The sequence below is a fragment of the Bradyrhizobium sp. AZCC 2262 genome, assembly GCF_036924535.1.
In the GTDB taxonomy this organism is placed as follows: domain Bacteria; phylum Pseudomonadota; class Alphaproteobacteria; order Rhizobiales; family Xanthobacteraceae; genus Bradyrhizobium.
In genome coordinates this window covers 4,585,320-4,599,950 of sequence record NZ_JAZHRT010000001.1, presented here as the reverse complement: position 1 = coordinate 4,599,950, position 14,631 = coordinate 4,585,320, and the positions used below count along the sequence as shown (strand labels likewise).

The 14,631-nt window shown below is 62.7% G+C and carries 13 protein-coding genes and 1 pseudogene; 6 read left to right on the top strand and 8 right to left on the bottom strand.

What is annotated here, in order from left to right; all coding sequences use genetic code 11:
* Window positions 1-65: 65 nt before the first annotated feature.
* The 5 genes from folK to V1283_RS21955 all read right to left on the bottom strand — a co-directional run bounded on the left by folK (window position 66) and on the right by V1283_RS21955 (window position 2,691).
* Entirely contained in the window at window positions 66-557 is a 492-nt protein-coding gene (gene folK / locus V1283_RS21975) for a 2-amino-4-hydroxy-6-hydroxymethyldihydropteridine diphosphokinase (protein WP_334388538.1), read from the bottom strand.
* A 1-nt stretch (window position 558) separates the two neighbouring features.
* A complete protein-coding gene (gene folB, locus V1283_RS21970; RefSeq protein WP_334388537.1) occupies window positions 559-930 on the bottom strand; it encodes a dihydroneopterin aldolase in 372 nt (123 codons plus the stop codon).
* The gene (gene folP / locus V1283_RS21965; RefSeq protein WP_334388536.1) at window positions 927-1,784 is read right to left on the bottom strand and encodes a dihydropteroate synthase; all 858 of its coding nucleotides are present in this window, start codon (window positions 1,782-1,784) and stop codon (window positions 927-929) included. Before folP ends, folB begins: the two co-directional genes overlap by 4 nt.
* A 74-nt stretch (window positions 1,785-1,858) precedes the next feature.
* Window positions 1,859-2,266, bottom strand: a complete 408-nt coding sequence (locus V1283_RS21960) for a DUF4332 domain-containing protein (RefSeq protein ID WP_334388535.1) — start codon at window positions 2,264-2,266, stop codon at window positions 1,859-1,861.
* A 59-nt stretch (window positions 2,267-2,325) separates the two neighbouring features.
* Window positions 2,326-2,691, bottom strand: coding sequence for a DUF2267 domain-containing protein (locus V1283_RS21955; RefSeq protein ID WP_334388534.1), 366 nt, complete (start codon window positions 2,689-2,691; stop codon window positions 2,326-2,328).
* Window positions 2,692-3,027: 336 nt separating this feature from the next.
* On the opposite strand from V1283_RS21955, the gene V1283_RS21950 reads away from it, so the two are divergent.
* The 5 genes and pseudogenes from V1283_RS21950 to V1283_RS21930 all read left to right on the top strand — a co-directional run bounded on the left by V1283_RS21950 (window position 3,028) and on the right by V1283_RS21930 (window position 9,555).
* The gene (locus V1283_RS21950) at window positions 3,028-4,659 is read left to right on the top strand and encodes a helicase HerA-like domain-containing protein (RefSeq protein WP_334388533.1); all 1,632 of its coding nucleotides are present in this window, start codon (window positions 3,028-3,030) and stop codon (window positions 4,657-4,659) included.
* Between the two features lie 96 nt (window positions 4,660-4,755).
* Window positions 4,756-6,078, top strand: a complete 1,323-nt coding sequence (locus V1283_RS21945) for a glycosyltransferase family 87 protein (RefSeq protein ID WP_334388532.1) — start codon at window positions 4,756-4,758, stop codon at window positions 6,076-6,078.
* Between the two features lie 17 nt (window positions 6,079-6,095).
* On the top strand, window positions 6,096-7,496 hold the full coding sequence (locus tag V1283_RS21940) for a M20/M25/M40 family metallo-hydrolase (RefSeq protein WP_334388531.1): 1,401 nt from the start codon (window positions 6,096-6,098) through the stop codon (window positions 7,494-7,496).
* Window positions 7,497-7,938: 442 nt separating this feature from the next.
* Window positions 7,939-8,370: pseudogene (locus V1283_RS21935) on the top strand (PAS domain-containing protein); the annotation flags it as partial.
* The gene (locus tag V1283_RS21930) at window positions 8,350-9,555 is read left to right on the top strand and encodes a PAS domain-containing sensor histidine kinase (protein ID WP_334393134.1); all 1,206 of its coding nucleotides are present in this window, start codon (window positions 8,350-8,352) and stop codon (window positions 9,553-9,555) included. The pseudogene V1283_RS21935 and the gene V1283_RS21930, both read left to right, overlap by 21 nt.
* A 140-nt stretch (window positions 9,556-9,695) precedes the next feature.
* On the opposite strand, the gene V1283_RS21925 is transcribed toward V1283_RS21930, so the two are convergent.
* The 3 genes from V1283_RS21925 to V1283_RS21915 form a co-directional block, all read right to left on the bottom strand.
* Entirely contained in the window at window positions 9,696-10,679 is a 984-nt protein-coding gene (locus tag V1283_RS21925; protein WP_334388530.1) for an NAD-dependent epimerase/dehydratase family protein, read from the bottom strand.
* Window positions 10,680-10,710: 31 nt separating this feature from the next.
* The gene (locus V1283_RS21920) at window positions 10,711-11,490 is read right to left on the bottom strand and encodes a class II aldolase/adducin family protein (RefSeq protein WP_334388529.1); all 780 of its coding nucleotides are present in this window, start codon (window positions 11,488-11,490) and stop codon (window positions 10,711-10,713) included.
* A gap of 115 nt (window positions 11,491-11,605) precedes the next feature.
* Window positions 11,606-13,255, bottom strand: a complete 1,650-nt coding sequence (locus V1283_RS21915) for an ArnT family glycosyltransferase (protein ID WP_334388528.1) — start codon at window positions 13,253-13,255, stop codon at window positions 11,606-11,608.
* Between the two features lie 347 nt (window positions 13,256-13,602).
* Here V1283_RS21915 and V1283_RS21910 point away from each other — a divergent pair, with 347 nt between their 5' ends.
* On the top strand, window positions 13,603-14,478 hold the full coding sequence (locus V1283_RS21910) for a DUF308 domain-containing protein (RefSeq protein ID WP_334388526.1): 876 nt from the start codon (window positions 13,603-13,605) through the stop codon (window positions 14,476-14,478).
* The last annotated feature ends 153 nt before the right edge of the window (window positions 14,479-14,631 follow it).

Genomic DNA, 14,631 nt, shown 5'->3' with positions numbered 1-14,631 from the left:
TGATTTGACCGGAAATTGCCACGGGGCGGCCGCCAAGCCAAACGGTTGTTTTGGGTCCTTGCCGGTCAATCCAGGTCGGGTAGCCGCTGGATCCCCTCGGTCGAAAGCTGCGCCAGCGCATCAATGACACGGCGTCCCGCAATGACACGGTCGGGCGCGATCTCGGCCAGCGGCACCAGCACGAAGGCGCGCTCGAACAGGCGGGGGTGTGGCAGCGTCAGTTCCGGCTTCTCGAGCCTGACGTCGTCATAGGCGATCAAATCGAGGTCGAGGGTGCGCGGACCCCAGCGCGTCTCGTGGGCGCGGTCGCGGCCGAATTTTTTCTCGATCTTGTGCAGCGTAAACAGCAGCGCGTGCGGATCGAGGCTGGTTTCGATCTCGATACAGGCGTTGGTGAAGGGCGCCTGATTTTCCTCGCCCCAGGGCGGGGTAATGTAGTCGGAGGAACGCGCGAGCAGGGCGGCCTGTGTCATGCCGCAAATATTGGCGATGGCTTTCCGGAATGTGGCGCGGATGTCGCCAACATTGCCGCCGAGCGCGATCAGCACATCGGCCATGTCAGGGCGATTGCCGCTTGCGCGTCAGCACGACGCCGACATCCTCGAAGATCGCGGCAATCGGCGCATGCGGCTTGTGCACGGTGACCTTCACCGCATCGATGCGCGCAAACGCCGCGAATATCGCATCTGCAACGGCGCCGGCGGCGCGCTCCAGGAGCTTGTAATTGGTGTTCTTGAACGCCGCCGTCGCGGTCGCCACCACACTGGCATAGGATACGGTGTCGGACAGGTGATCGGTGCGCGAGGCTTCCGACAGATCGGCGGAAAGTTCGAGGTCGATCACGAAACGCTGCCCGACTTCGGTCTCGTGCTCCATCACGCCGTGGCGGGCATGGATGACGACGCCGGTGATGAAGATCGTATCGCTCATTCCTGTTCCCTGATTGCGGCGGTGACGCGCAGCGCCTGTACGGTTTCGGCGATGTCATGCGCCCGGATGATCCGCGCTCCGTTCTGGGCCGCCAACAGATGCGCGGCAATCGAGCCGCCGAGCCGCTGATGCGGCTCCGACGGCGTCACCGTGCTGATGAAGCGCTTGCGCGAGGCGCCGACCAGCAGTGGAAGTTCGAACGACTGCAACTCACCGAGCCGCGCCAGCGCGGTCATGCTTTGCTCGGGCGTCTTGCCGAAGCCGATGCCGGGATCGAGGACAATCTTGTCAGGCGAAATTCCCGCTTTCGCCGCGATGTCGAGCGAACGCGCGAAGAAGTCGGCGATGTCCTGCATAATGTCGATGGCGGGATCGGCGCTATCGCGGTTATGCATGATGATGACAGGCGCGCCGCGCTCGGCGACGAGGCCCGCCATGCCTCTATCGCGCTGCAGGCCCCAGACGTCGTTGGCGATCGCCGCCCCTTGATCGAGCGCCCAGGCAACGACGGCCGATTTCATGCTGTCGATCGATACGGGAATGCCGAGCGCGACGACATCGGGCAGCACCGGCTGCAGGCGCTTCAATTCTTCTTCCGCCGAGATCGGTTCCGATCCGTAGGGCCGGGTGGATTCCGCGCCGATGTCGATGATGTCAGCGCCCTCGGCCACCATACGCCGGGCCTGCGCCAGTGCGCGCTCGGGGGCGGTGAATTGTCCGCCGTCGGAGAATGAATCCGGCGTTACATTCAGCACGCCCATTACCGCCGGATAGGGCCTCGACAGCAGCGCAGGCAGCACCGGATGACCGGCCGGACCGGTCGCGGCGGTGGGTCTGGGCTTGGCTGCGATCATGCGGTCGCTTTGCGCGGTCCGCGCCGGGGAGTCAAGGCGTGAGAGCCGGCTCCCGCGGGCCGGTCTGACCGGCCTCAGTAGCTGATTTTTGGCGAAAGCTTGCGCGCCTGCTCGATCAGTTGCTCGACGGATCTTTCGGAGGGCAGAACCCGGACGAGTTTACGCCTGGTGTTCACGTCTTTCATGTTCTGGGCCAGGCGTGCCGGATTGCGAAGCGTGAGTTCGCGTACCGTGGTGACGCCGGCCGCACGCACCAGGCCCACCTTGGCCTTGCCCATCCCGGGAATGCGCATGTAGTCGGAAAAATTCGCCCATTCGAGCAGTTGCTGTTCGCTGATGCCGGTCTTCGCGGCGAGCGCCTTGCGCCCCTTCACCGTGCGGGCGGCCTCCAGCAGCGCCTCGGTGGTGCGAATGCCCAACGATTTCAGTTTCGAGGCGGAGTAGGCGGTCAGGCCTTCGATCTCGGAAAGGGGGTAGGTCATGACGCTCGATAAATAATAAAGAATGTGCTCGGGCTGAATGTGCTTGCCAGGATGCGCATCTATGCGAACTGGCTGAGGCCCGGCGTCCCTGAAATGATTTCGCCCATTTGATCCGCTCCGATTTTGTCGCGACCGAACCTGAAAAGTTCACGCGCCACGCTCTGAATCTCGCTCATGCCCAGGCCGAGCGCCATCAGCTTGGTGCCGACCGCCATCAAGCCTCCGCCCATCAGCCTCGAGAATCCACCATTGCTGCTGGAAGCCGCGATCGCAGCTTCAGCCCCCGGAATTTGGTCGATCAGCGCCTGAACCTTGTCGGAAGGCGCCTCGTTACGGAGAAAGCCCAGAACGATGCCGATGGTTTTTTCAGCGACAACGCTATCGATGCTGGCCTTCGAGGCCAGCCGTCCAATCAATTCGTCCATATTGCCCCGTCTCCAACCGGTTTTTACCGGGTCGCCTGCTTGTCAATTGATCTTGAGCGCCTGCGGATTGAAATACAAGCGATCAACGCACATCAAGGCGATGTAGCTCTCGATTCGCGCGGCGAGTGTTGCAGCAATGCAAGAGTGAATAGCGGATTCACACTGAGTTATTGCGCTGCGCTCTCGTTTTTTCTGCCGGAGGTCGGAAAAAAGTATAAGAGGCACGCCCTTGGGCCGCTGCAACCGTGCGGCTGGCGGTTTCAATCGGCGGACAGGATGCGATATGATGGTGTAACTTGGCACCTAAAGCTGCCTGATGCGCGAAGAGGCGATGTGATGGCCACCTCCGATAACAAGATTGCCGATACCGACGAGAAGATTTTCATTGGTAAGGGCGAACAGACGGCCTGGCTGACGCTTGCACTTGCCAATCGGCATGGCCTTGTCACCGGAGCGACCGGGACCGGCAAGACCGTGTCGCTGCAGGTGATGGCGGAGGGCTTTGCTCGCGCCGGTGTTCCCGTGTTCGCGTCCGATATCAAGGGCGACCTGTCCGGAATCTCCGAAGTCGGCGAAGCCAAGGACTTCATCCTCAAGCGCGCCGGAGAGATGGGCCTTAATTTCCAGCCCGATCAGTTCTCGACGGTGTTTTGGGACGTATTCGGCGAGCAGGGCCATCCGGTTCGCGCCACGGTTACGGAAATGGGACCGCTATTGCTGTCGCGAATGCTCGATCTCAACGACGTGCAGGAAGGCGTGCTCAATGTCGCATTCCGCGTGGCGGATGAAAACGGCTTGACGCTGATCGACATGAAGGATCTGCGGTCGCTGTTGGATGCGATCGTTCCCGATGGCCGCAAGAAGGGGCCGGATGCCGAGGAAGATCCGTTGGCCGAGATTCGAAAGGCTGCGCAGAGTTTTGGCAATGTCAGCAAGGCGACTGTCGGCACCATTCAGCGCCAGCTTCTGGTGCTGGAAAACCAGGGCGGAACGAAATTCTTCGGCGAGCCGGCGCTCACCCTGAAGGATTTCATGAAGACCGACAGCGATGGCCGGGGAATGGTTAACATCCTGGTCGCGGACAAGCTGATGCAGAGCCCCAGGCTCTACGCCACCTTCCTGTTGTGGATGCTATCGGAACTGTTTGAGGAACTGCCGGAAGCCGGCGACCTGCCGAAGCCGAAACTGGTGTTCTTCTTCGACGAGGCGCATCTGTTGTTCAACGATGCGCCGAAGGCGCTGATGGACAAGATCGAGCAGGTGGTGCGCCTGATCCGTTCCAAGGGTGTCGGCGTCTATTTCGTCACGCAAAACCCGATCGACGTGCCGGACAAGGTGCTGGCCCAGTTGGGCAACCGCGTGCAGCACGCGTTGCGCGCCTTCACGCCGCGCGACCAGAAGGCGGTAAATGCCGCCGCGCAGACCTTCCGGCCGAACCCGAAGCTCGACACCGCCCGCGTCATCATGGAACTCGGCAAGGGCGAAGCGTTGGTGTCGTTCCTCGAAGGCGGCGGTACGCCGACCATGGTCGAGCGCGTCATGATCCGGCCGCCGACGGCGCGGATCGGGCCGATCACGCCGGAAGAACGCAAGGCGATCATGAACAAGAGCCCGGTCAAGGGCAAATACGACACCGCGATCGACGCCGAATCCGCCTATGAGATGCTGCAGAAGCGCGTGGCCGGAACAGCGGCGCCCGCGGACGGAACGGATGGCGGCGCTGGTGCCGCCGGCGGCGGAATTCTCGGGCAGATCGGTTCGATCGTCGGCACGATTTTCGGCACCAACGTCAAGCGTGGCAGGATGTCGACCGGCCAGGTGATTGCGCGAGACGTTACGCGTTCTGTCACCAACAAGGTCATCGGTGGTGTCGCTGCCGATCTCGGCAAAGCAGTTGGCGGATCGCTCGGCGGCTCGGTTGGGCGTGCGCTGGTGCGCGGCGCGCTCGGCGGCTTGCTGCGGCGGTAAAGCGTTTTCGAGCGAAGTGGAAGCCGGTTCGCGTGAAGAAAACGCGTCTAAACAAAAGAGTCGCTACGATCTCCCTCTGACCTCCGGAACGAGTGTGTGCTGAGATATCCGTCGCTACGAAGGCCGCTCGATCTCCTGTTTCTGGTCTGCTGCATCGCCCTGACCGCTGATGTCCTGGTCCCGGAAATCTGGGGCAGCGGCAAGACCAAGGATTATCCGCTGTGGTTCTGGGCCGGGCAGCAGGTGCTGCACGGCAGGAATCTCTATCCTGACGATCCCGGTGCTTATTTCGAATTCATCTATCCGCCGCTGTCGGCGGTGCTGCTCGCGATCCCGAGCTGGTTCGGCAAGATCCCGCTCTATCTGTGCCTGTCGTTTCTCAACGTCGTCGCGTGGTGGATGACGGCACAGTTCTCGCATGCGATGGCGGGATCGGGGCGCAAGCCCGGGCCGTGGCTGGAAGCGCTGCCGGGTTTCGTCACCGTCACCTTCGTGTTCGACATGTTCGACCTCGGCCAGCCGAACCTCGTCCTGCTGGCGCTGATGCTTTACGCCTTCTGGCTGCTGCGCGATCACCGTGGCTGGATGGCAGGCAGCATGTTTGCGCTGGCTACCGCGATCAAGGTGTTTCCGGTGGCGGTGCTGCCTTATCTGGTGTGGCGACGACAGTGGGCGGCAGCGGCAAGCATGCTGGTGTTCATCGGCGTGTTCCTGTTCGTGCTGCCGGCGCCGTTTCGCGGCTTCCAGAACAATTTCACGGAGTTGAAGACCTGGTACCAGGGCATGGTCGGAACCAGTTCGGAGAAGGGGTTCGGACAGCGCGACGAGCAGAACTGGTCGTGGGTCAATCAGTCGATCATCGCGGTGACGCACCGGCTGACGCGGCCCGTCAACTACAATCAGGACGATCCGTCCAAGCCGGTGCGCACGATGAACGTCGCCAACCTCGATTTCAAGACGGCGAACTGGATCGTGCTGGCGATCTCGCTCGCGATCGGGCTCGGATATCTCGCGGTGATGCCGAAGGCCTCGCGCCGGACCGAGCGGTCGGATGCGGAGGAGCTTGGCATTCTGTTCTGTCTGATGACGGTCGCTTCGCCGCTGGCTCGCCAGTATTACTTTCTGTGGCTGTTCTTTCCGATCACCGTGCTGGCCCATCGCGCCGCCTACGATCCGAGGCCGGCGGCGAGGGCCGGCACGTGGGTGTTGCTGGTTGCGGCAGGCGGCCTGTTGTGCCTCTCGCTTCCGCTGTTCCCGATCGACCTGCAGGCGTATGGCAACAATCTCGCCGCCACCATCCTGCTGACGGCGGGGCTGGCCTGGCACATATTGCATCCGCCTGCCGAAGACGTCGCCTTGCCTCAGGCCACGGGCAAGCTACAACTTGAGGCCAACAACAAGGCCCACAGCCAAGGGTAACCCAGGGATAGTCAGCCATGTCCAACGCAAAGATGCAGCCGGTCCTCGATCACATCGACGCCGATTTCGACAACAGCCTGGAGCGGCTGTTTGCGCTGTTGCGGATCAAGTCGATCTCGGCCGATCCGGCCTTCGCCGGCGATTGCAAGGCAGCCGCCGATCATCTTGCCAAGGATATCGCCACGCTCGGCTTCAAGGCCGAGGTGAGGCCGACGGCGGGGCATCCCGCGATCGTTGCCAAGGCGAACGGCAGCACCGACGGCCGGCCGCATGTTCTGTTTTACGGCCATTATGATGTGCAGCCGGTCGATCCGCTCAATCTGTGGCACCGGCCGCCGTTTGAGCCCGTCGTCACCGACCATGCCGATGGCAGAAAAATCATCGTGGCGCGCGGCGCCGAGGATGACAAGGGACAGTTGATGACCTTCATCGAGGCCTGCCGGGCCTGGAAGAAGGTCACGGGATCGCTGCCGGTCGATGTCACGATCCTGATCGAAGGCGAAGAAGAAGTTGGCTCGAAGAATTTCGTGCCGTTTATGGAGGCGATCAAGGATGAGTTGAAGGCCGACTTCGCGCTGGTCTGCGACACCGGCATGTGGGACCCGAACACACCTGCCATCACAACCTCGCTGCGCGGCTTGATGTATGACGAGGTCACCATCAAGGCCGCCAACCGCGACCTGCATTCCGGTGTGTTCGGCGGTGGCGCGCGCAACCCGATCCGCGTGCTGACCAACATCCTCGGCGGCCTGTTCGACGACAATGGCCGCATCACCATTCCCGGCTTCTACGACGGCGTGAAGGATCTGCCGCCAGACATTTTGGCGCAGTGGAAGAACCTGAACCTCACGCCGGAGTCGTTCCTGAAGCCAATCGGGCTCTCGATCCCCGCCGGCGAAAAGGATCGCCTGCTGATCGAGCAAGTATCCTCGCGTCCGACCTGCGACATCAACGGCATCATCGGCGGCTATACCGGCGAGGGCTCGAAAACCGTGATTCCGGCGGAAGCTTCCGCAAAGGTCTCCTTCCGTCTGGTCGAAGGCCAGGACCCGCAGAAGATCAAGAAGGCGTTCCGCGACTATGTCACCGCGCGACTTCCTGGCGACTGCAAGGCCGTCTTCACCGAGCACTCCAGTGGCGCGGCCATCGCGCTCGACTGGAACATGAAGCCGCTGGCGGCTGCCAAGCGCGCGTTGACCGAGGAATGGGGCAAGGAGGCGCTGCTGGTCGGCTCAGGCGCATCGATCCCGATCGTCGCGGATTTCAAGCGCACGCTCGGCCTCGACAGTCTGCTGGTCGGTTTCGGTCTCGACGACGACAACATCCACTCGCCGAACGAGAAGTACGACCTCAAGAGCTTCCACAAGGGCATCCGCTCCTGGGCGCGGATTTTGGGAGCACTCGCGGAGCCGAAGTAGAGCGCGAGACAGTAGGGTGTGAAGGCGCGTTGCGCCGTGCCCACCAACTATCCGAGTAGTTGGCCTTGAATGGTGGGCATGCGGAGCCTGTCACCGGACACACGTTCGCGCAACTCGTTGGCTTTGCCACCCTGCCGCGCTTGGCACCGTCATTGCGGCGACCGCGCGCCGGTGCGGAATGTGGTGATTCTGGGGCGATCCGGGCAGGTCCAAGGTTATTGTGACCATTGCACGTCACCCCATTGAGGCGTTCAATCCCGCAGATAACCGTGTCGTCGTCCGATACGGACGAGCTCGATCTGCCGCCGGCAGACGAGACGGTCGGCGACATGATCCGGATCTTTGGCGGTACGCATGCCGAAGCGATCACTGCCTCTACAAGCGTATCGGATTTAGTTGTGTCGTGCGCGGGAGGATTGGCGATAGAAGCCGATAGCAACCGATGACACCATATCAATCCCCGATCGCGACCGGCGTACCGCCGAGATTTTCAGACGAGGTGTTCGATCCGCGGCAGCCGACGCTGCAACTGATCTACGACACCGCGCCGGTCGGCCTTGCGTTCCTGTCGCCTGACTGCCGCTACCTCCAGATCAACCAGCGCCTGACCGATATCTGCGGCATTTCTGTAGAGGACCATCTTGGCCGTTATGTGCGGGATTGCGTACCGGCGCTGGCGGATGCGGTCGAAGGCATCGTGCAGTCGATCATGCGTACCGGCGATCCCGTCACCGGCGTCGAGGTGGCTGGCCAGCGCGCCGACCAGACCGATGAGCGTTTCTGGGTCACCTACTGGCACCCGCATCGCAACGCCGATGGTGAGATCGTCGGCGTCAATGTCGCTGCCGAGGAGATCACCGAGCGCAAGCGCGCCGAGGCCGCGCTGAGGGCCAGCGAACGCCAGTTCCACACGCTGGCGGATTCGATTCCGCAACTAGTGTGGATGGCGCACGCCGACGGCGCAATCTACTGGCTCAACAGTCACTGGTACGAATACACGGGCCGGCCCGCCGGCGAGATCAATCCGCATGCCTGGCATACGGTGCTTGGCAATCGCTGGACCGAGGCACTGGCAGCCGGCACTGCCCTGGAGTCGGAGTTGTCGCTGCTCAGCAAGGACGGCGAGTACAGCCCGTTCCTGACGCGCGTCGTTCCGCTGCGCGATCCCCAGGGCGTGGTCTATGGCTGGATCGGCACCCATATCGACATCAGCGAACGCAAGCGCAGCGAGCGGGAAGTGCGCCGGGCCAGGGATGCGGCCGAAGCCGCGTTGCAAAATCTGCGCGAGACCCAGAACTGGCTGATCGAGGCGGAAAAGCTTGCAGCGCTCGGCCGGCTGGTCGCGGGTGTCGCGCACGAAATCAACAACCCGCTCGGCACCAGTCTGACGGTCGCGTCATCGCTGGAGCGCAAAAGCCGACAGTTTGCCGCGGAAGCGGCGCAGGGAACGCTCAAGCGGTCGAGCCTCAACGAGTTTGTGGACGCAGTGTGCGACGGCTCGGCGCAGCTGCAGGAGAGCCTGAACCGCGCGGCCGGATTGATCCAGTCGTTCAAGCAGGTGGCGTCCGACCGCAACAGTTCTGAGCTTCGATCGTTCGACCTCGGTGATCTCACCGAGCAGGTCGCCACGGGCCTGCGGCCGGCTCTGCCGAAGCACGGTGTGACGCTGAACGTCGAGTGCGAGCAGGGCCTTTCGATCAGCAGCTATCCCGGCTCCTACGGGCAGGTGCTGACCAACCTTTTCCTCAACGCGATCGCGCATGCGTTTCCGGACGGCCGGCGGGGAAATATTGCCATCAAGGTGAGCGCATCCGGCGCCGATAATGTCGAGATCATCTTTAGCGACGACGGCTGCGGCATGAGCCCGGACGTCAGGCGGCAGGCGTTCGATCCATTCTTTACTACCCGCCGCCACCAGGGCGGCACTGGCCTCGGCCTGCATATCGTCTACAGCGTGGTGACGGATCGCCTGGGCGGCCAGCTTCGCTTGAGCAGCGAACCCGACAAGGGGACTGATGTAAGGATCATACTCCCAAGACAGATGCCGGACAGGACGTGAGCGTTACGCCATCCGCCGTCCCCAAATAAAAACGCCGCCCGGGATTGGGCGGCGTTTTGATTCCAAACGCGTAGAGGGTCTGTGGCGGGCAGTTTAGCGCATCCGCGCGGCTCGTCCAACCGATATCTTCCGCCGCGCCCTCATTCCACCGGGTACGGGCCCTTGCGAAAAGCGCGATCGTGATAGCCCTTGCTGCCGACTTCGCGCGCCAGCGGACTGAGGATGTCGTCGTCCTCCCTCAGCCTCGCAATCAGCGCGCGGAAATCATGGCGCGGCTGCCAGCCGAGTTCGGCGCGCGCCCGGTCGTTGACATAGACGCGATCGATGCCTGGGATCATCGTCCAGCCGCGCCGTGCAAACTCGGCCTCATAGTCAGGTACGTAACGGCGGACTACCTGCGGTGCATTGCTGCGCAGACCTGCCACGTCGTCGCGCGAGAATGGCGTGGTGGCGCTGATGATGTACCTCGCGAAGCCGACTGAAGGCGCGTGGCGGGCCGCCAGCAGATGCGCGCTGACCACGTCTTCGATATCGACGCGGCGATAGAGGAACTCGTTGGTCTTGATGTTGGCGTCGGTGTAGGCCTCGCGCACCGCGCGATTGTCGTCCTCCTCGGGAAAGAAGCGCGAGGTGCGCAGCACGATGGCGCGCAGCGAATGATTGCGCGCGAACAGCTGGCACAGATCCTCCGCGGCCGCCTTGGTGACGCCGTAGATGTTCTTCGGTACCGCCGTGACGTCTTCGGTTATCCAGGCCGCCGGTTCGCTCGGCGGCGGCACCAGCGCATCGCCGAATACGCTGGTGGTGCTGGTGTAGACGAACGCCGTGACGCCGGCGGCGGCGGCTTCTTCGAGCAGGTTGAGCGTGCCTGAAACGTTGACGTCGACGAAGTCCTGGCGGCTGTGGGTTGCCACATGCGGCTTGTGCAGCGTCGCGGCGTGCAGCACCGTCGTGACGTTCTTCATGCAACGGCGCACGAAGGCGCGGTCCGCGATCGAGCCTACATGGTAGGTGAATGCGCCGGGCTGAATATCGATACCAATGGTCTCGCGCCGCTGCGCCTGCAGCGTACGCATCAGCGCCTCGCCCAAATGGCCGGAACTGCCGGTCACCAGTACCGTCACGCCGCCAAAACCTTTCGCGGGCTTGCCCGGCTCAGGTCTTGTAGCCGGGATCGATGCGGTCGAGTTTGCGCAACAGCGGCGGCCATACCAGATTGGTCGAACGCAATTCCGCGCGATCGGGATTGGCGAACAGTTGTTCGTTCTTGTCGATCACGGCCTGCTCGACGGGATAGGCGGTCGGTCCCAGCATGCGGGTGCGCACCTGCATGGTGCAGGCGCGTTCCAGATGGTACATGCGCTCGAAGGCGGAGGCGACCGAGCGGCCGACCGTCAGCGTGCCGTGGTTGCGCAGCAGCATGTGGTTCTTGTTGCCGAGGTCCTTCTGCAGCCGCGGGCGTTCGTCATGGTCCAGCGCCACGCCTTCATAGTCGTGATAGGCGAGGTCGTGGGTGACGAATTGTGCGGTCTGGTTCATCGGCAGCAAGCCTTCCATGCAGCTCGCGACCGCAGTGCCGTCCGGCGTATGCAGGTGAAGCACGCAACCGGCGTCCTCGCGCACCTCGTGGATCGCCGAATGGATGGTGAAGCCCGCCGGATTGATGCTGTATTCGCTCTCGCTGAGCTGGTTGCCGTGCAGATCGACCTTCACCAGGCTCGACGCCGTGATTTCCTCGAACATCAACCCGTAAGGGTTGATCAGAAAGTGATGGTCGGGGCCGGGCACGCGCGCCGAGATGTGGGTGTCGACCAAATCGTCCCAGCCATACAGCGCGACGAGACGATAGCAGGCGGCGAGATTGACGCGCTGGTTCCACTCGGCATCCGTCATGCCGGAGGGAACTTGCTTCAAGCGAGCTTCGGCTGGCGACATGGCGCGCTTCTCCGGGCAAAATTGTTGATTTTGGAAGTGCGAGCCTAGCCCTGCGCCGGACGGGCAGCAAGGCGGACGTCCCGCGTGGCAGTCATGCTATCGCGGCGATGCGCCGTTACGGCGCCGGAATGGCCAGCAGCGTCGAGATGCCGCGGCCGCGGATATCGTAGACGCGCGCGAACACGACATCGTCACGCTTGATTTCCACCATGACGGGCGCGGTGAGGCCCTTGCAGTAGAACTCGCCGAGCGTCATTGCGAAGTCGGCGGACTGGCTGTCCCAGCCGATCGTGAAGTCGGGGCCGAGCGCCACCTGCGCCGGGCGCTGCGGGCCGCACACCGCGACCTTCCATTTACGTCCCTGCGGCGGCGATTCCTGCCGTTCGACCAGCTCTTCGCGCAGACCATCGGAAGCCTGCTTCAGTGCCAGTCCCCAATAGTCCAGCATGAAGAAATTGTCGGCGGAGCGAACCGTGCCGGCGATGTGGTTGAAATGGGTGTATTCGTAAGGGTGCAGGCGGATCATCTCGCTGAGCGGCAACAGCAGGCCGAACATGAACACCGCCAGCGCGGCGGGTTGCCAGCGGCGGTGATTGTCCTTGAGCCAGTTCATGCCCCAGGCGAACGATGCGCCGGCGAGCACGGCCATCGGCGGGATGACGAAAACGAAATGCCGGATACCGTTGTACAGCGCCGGCCGTTTCACCATCGCGATCACCAGCGGCAGGCTGGCCGCCAGCGTCAGCATCAGGAAGATGGTCTTGCGGCGGGCCGAAACGTCCGTGCGCGACAGCGACATGAAAGTGCCGACGACGCCGGCTATCAGAAGCGCAAGCATTACTTCCGGAAGCTGCAGCGCAAACAGGGTCGGCAGATAGGACCAGGGCATATCCGGCACCGAGACCAGCGCGCCGTCGAACATTTCCTTCCAGGGCTTTTCGAAGAAGTGCGAGAAATAGGTCAGCGCCTTGAAGGGATGGTCCGCTTCCATGATCGACCACGGCCACATCAGGCCCATGATCAGGTATCCGAGCACGAGGCCGGGCAGCAGCACGTATACGACATGGCCGAAGCGGCGGACCGCTTCACGCGAGCCTTGCGTGCGGACTTCATCGATCAGCAACGGGACGAAGCCGACCAGCGCATAGACCAGCGCCAGCCCGCCGAGAATCCGGCAGCCGATCGAGAGGCCGGCGCCGAGGCCGACCATCAGGATGGTTCGCGGCGACGGGGCGGGATATTCCTCGGCGAGGCGCACAAGACCCAGGATCAGGATCACCATCGAGACCGCAAACGGCGCGTCCTTCGGGTTCATGAACATGTGCCCGTAGAAGGTCGGGCACACCGTCAGCAGCAGCAGCGTTGCGAACCCGGCAAGCGGGCCGCCGACGCGCCGCGCCAGCCGCCAGGTCACGGCAAGGCCGATCAGTCCGACGACGGCGCCGAGCAGGCGGCGCGTTTCAAACAGTTCGAGCGGGATGATCTTGTGCAGCAGGGCCGCAGCCATGTCGAAGCCGCCGCCATACATATAGAGATTGGCGAACGACAGCGCGCCGGTGTCCCTGAAGCCGGAACCGTACATCCGTAGCAGCAGGTCGGCATATTCGGCGTGCGTGTAGTCGTCCCAGCCAAGCCCGTAGTCGCGGAAGGTCAGGCCCGCGACAATGGTGACCACCGCCATCACCAAGATGGCAAGGTCGTCGCAAGTCCGCTCCACCGAGCGCCGCGCAGGCGTATCGAGCGCAGAAGTCGTGATCGATGACATGGCGATTGGTAACCCAGAGTCCCCTATGGCCCAGCTTGGATATTCTTGAGCCTCATTCCCCGGGTATCCATATAGCGTAGTTCCATTTCCAAGTAATTGGGAATTGTGGCTTAAATCCCTGATGCAATGCAACAAAAGGGCAGTAATTGGTAGGTGGTAGAACTACTGGCGACGGGCTGAACGGTACCTGAATGGCAGCATGATTGTCCGAGATGGGAATCCTGCAATCGAACCACGCCATTGCGGAACCCTTGATGCAATTGGCGGTTGGCGGTGCACACAATATGACGGTATCGTGGCGTGGGGCGGCTTGCGAGCGTTTCGGGCGCGGCTGAGGGATTAGTTCAATGATGTTTGTGATGTTGGTCGCCGGGATCAGCCTCGTTTTGGCAGGCCTGCTGGCGACCGGCTACGGAATCTCGATCAAGGAATTCAGCACCGGCAACACGCTGATCATTGCCGGCGTGATCGGCTTCTGCACCGGCGCGATCATGCTCGCGCTCTGGATGGCGGTCCGGGAGTTGAAGAATATCGCGCGGAAACTCAGCGCCGGGGTACCTGAAGCGCGCGGCGAGGCCATGGGGCTTCCGGTCGCCGCGACGCGGGATTCCGCCGCCGGTGGCGGCTTCCCGGCCGCCGAGCAGTTCGGCGATTCCGGACCCTTTTCGCCAGCGGCACCGCCGGCTTTCCCTCCAGTGACACCGCCGCCGTGGCAGAACGAGGCTGTTCTGCGTGATCATCCGATTCCGGAACCGTTGCATCCCGAACCGCCGCCACCAGCCCCTAAACCGAAGCGCAATTTGCTGTTTTCATCGACATCGCGAAAAGAGCGCGAGCGTGGCCAAGGGCGGTCCAGCGAGGCGCTGCCGCCGGACCTGTTGTCGTCGGACCTTCGCTCCAGGCCGCCCACCGTGCCGCTCGAAATTGCGGAACCGCAGCCGGCGTCGTTCGACAATAGCTGGCCGAAAGCGGAACGCGTCAGGCACGGTGAAATTTCGCCGCAGTGGCGCAGCGGCCGCATGCCCCCGACGCTCGCAGAAGCCAACGGCGGACCGGCGCTGCCTGAGGATCAGCCGGAGGTGACGGTGCTGAAATCGGGCATCGTCGATGGCATGGCCTATTCGCTCTATTCCGACGGTTCGATCGAGGCCCAGATGCCGGAAGGGATGATGCGCTTCGCCTCGATCGATGAACTGCGCGCGCATCTCGACCAGCGGGCATAGAGCCTGCAATACTTGCCGCGAAACCCGCTCTTGAAAATAAAGCGCCGTCGTTCTTGTCAGTTTCTGGGCATTTCGTTCATATTCGGCAAGTCGTATGGGATTCCGCTGATGTATAGACGCGGTTGGATACTGTCCGAATCGTACGGCCGACAG

Excerpts from the sequence above, each read along its gene's own strand:
- folK (WP_334388538.1), bottom strand. The coding sequence starts at position 557 with ATGGCCGATGTGCTGATCGCGCTCGGCGGCAATGTTGGCGACATCCGC.
- folB (WP_334388537.1), bottom strand. The coding sequence starts at position 930 with ATGAGCGATACGATCTTCATCACCGGCGTCGTCATCCATGCCCGCCAC.
- folP (WP_334388536.1), bottom strand. The coding sequence starts at position 1,784 with ATGATCGCAGCCAAGCCCAGACCCACCGCCGCGACCGGTCCGGCCGGT.
- V1283_RS21960 (WP_334388535.1), bottom strand. The coding sequence starts at position 2,266 with ATGACCTACCCCCTTTCCGAGATCGAAGGCCTGACCGCCTACTCCGCC.
- V1283_RS21955 (WP_334388534.1), bottom strand. The coding sequence starts at position 2,691 with ATGGACGAATTGATTGGACGGCTGGCCTCGAAGGCCAGCATCGATAGC.
- V1283_RS21950 (WP_334388533.1), top strand. The coding sequence starts at position 3,028 with ATGGCCACCTCCGATAACAAGATTGCCGATACCGACGAGAAGATTTTC.
- V1283_RS21940 (WP_334388531.1), top strand. The coding sequence starts at position 6,096 with ATGTCCAACGCAAAGATGCAGCCGGTCCTCGATCACATCGACGCCGAT.
- V1283_RS21920 (WP_334388529.1), bottom strand. The coding sequence starts at position 11,490 with ATGTCGCCAGCCGAAGCTCGCTTGAAGCAAGTTCCCTCCGGCATGACG.
- V1283_RS21915 (WP_334388528.1), bottom strand. The coding sequence starts at position 13,255 with ATGTCATCGATCACGACTTCTGCGCTCGATACGCCTGCGCGGCGCTCG.
- V1283_RS21910 (WP_334388526.1), top strand. The coding sequence starts at position 13,603 with ATGATGTTTGTGATGTTGGTCGCCGGGATCAGCCTCGTTTTGGCAGGC.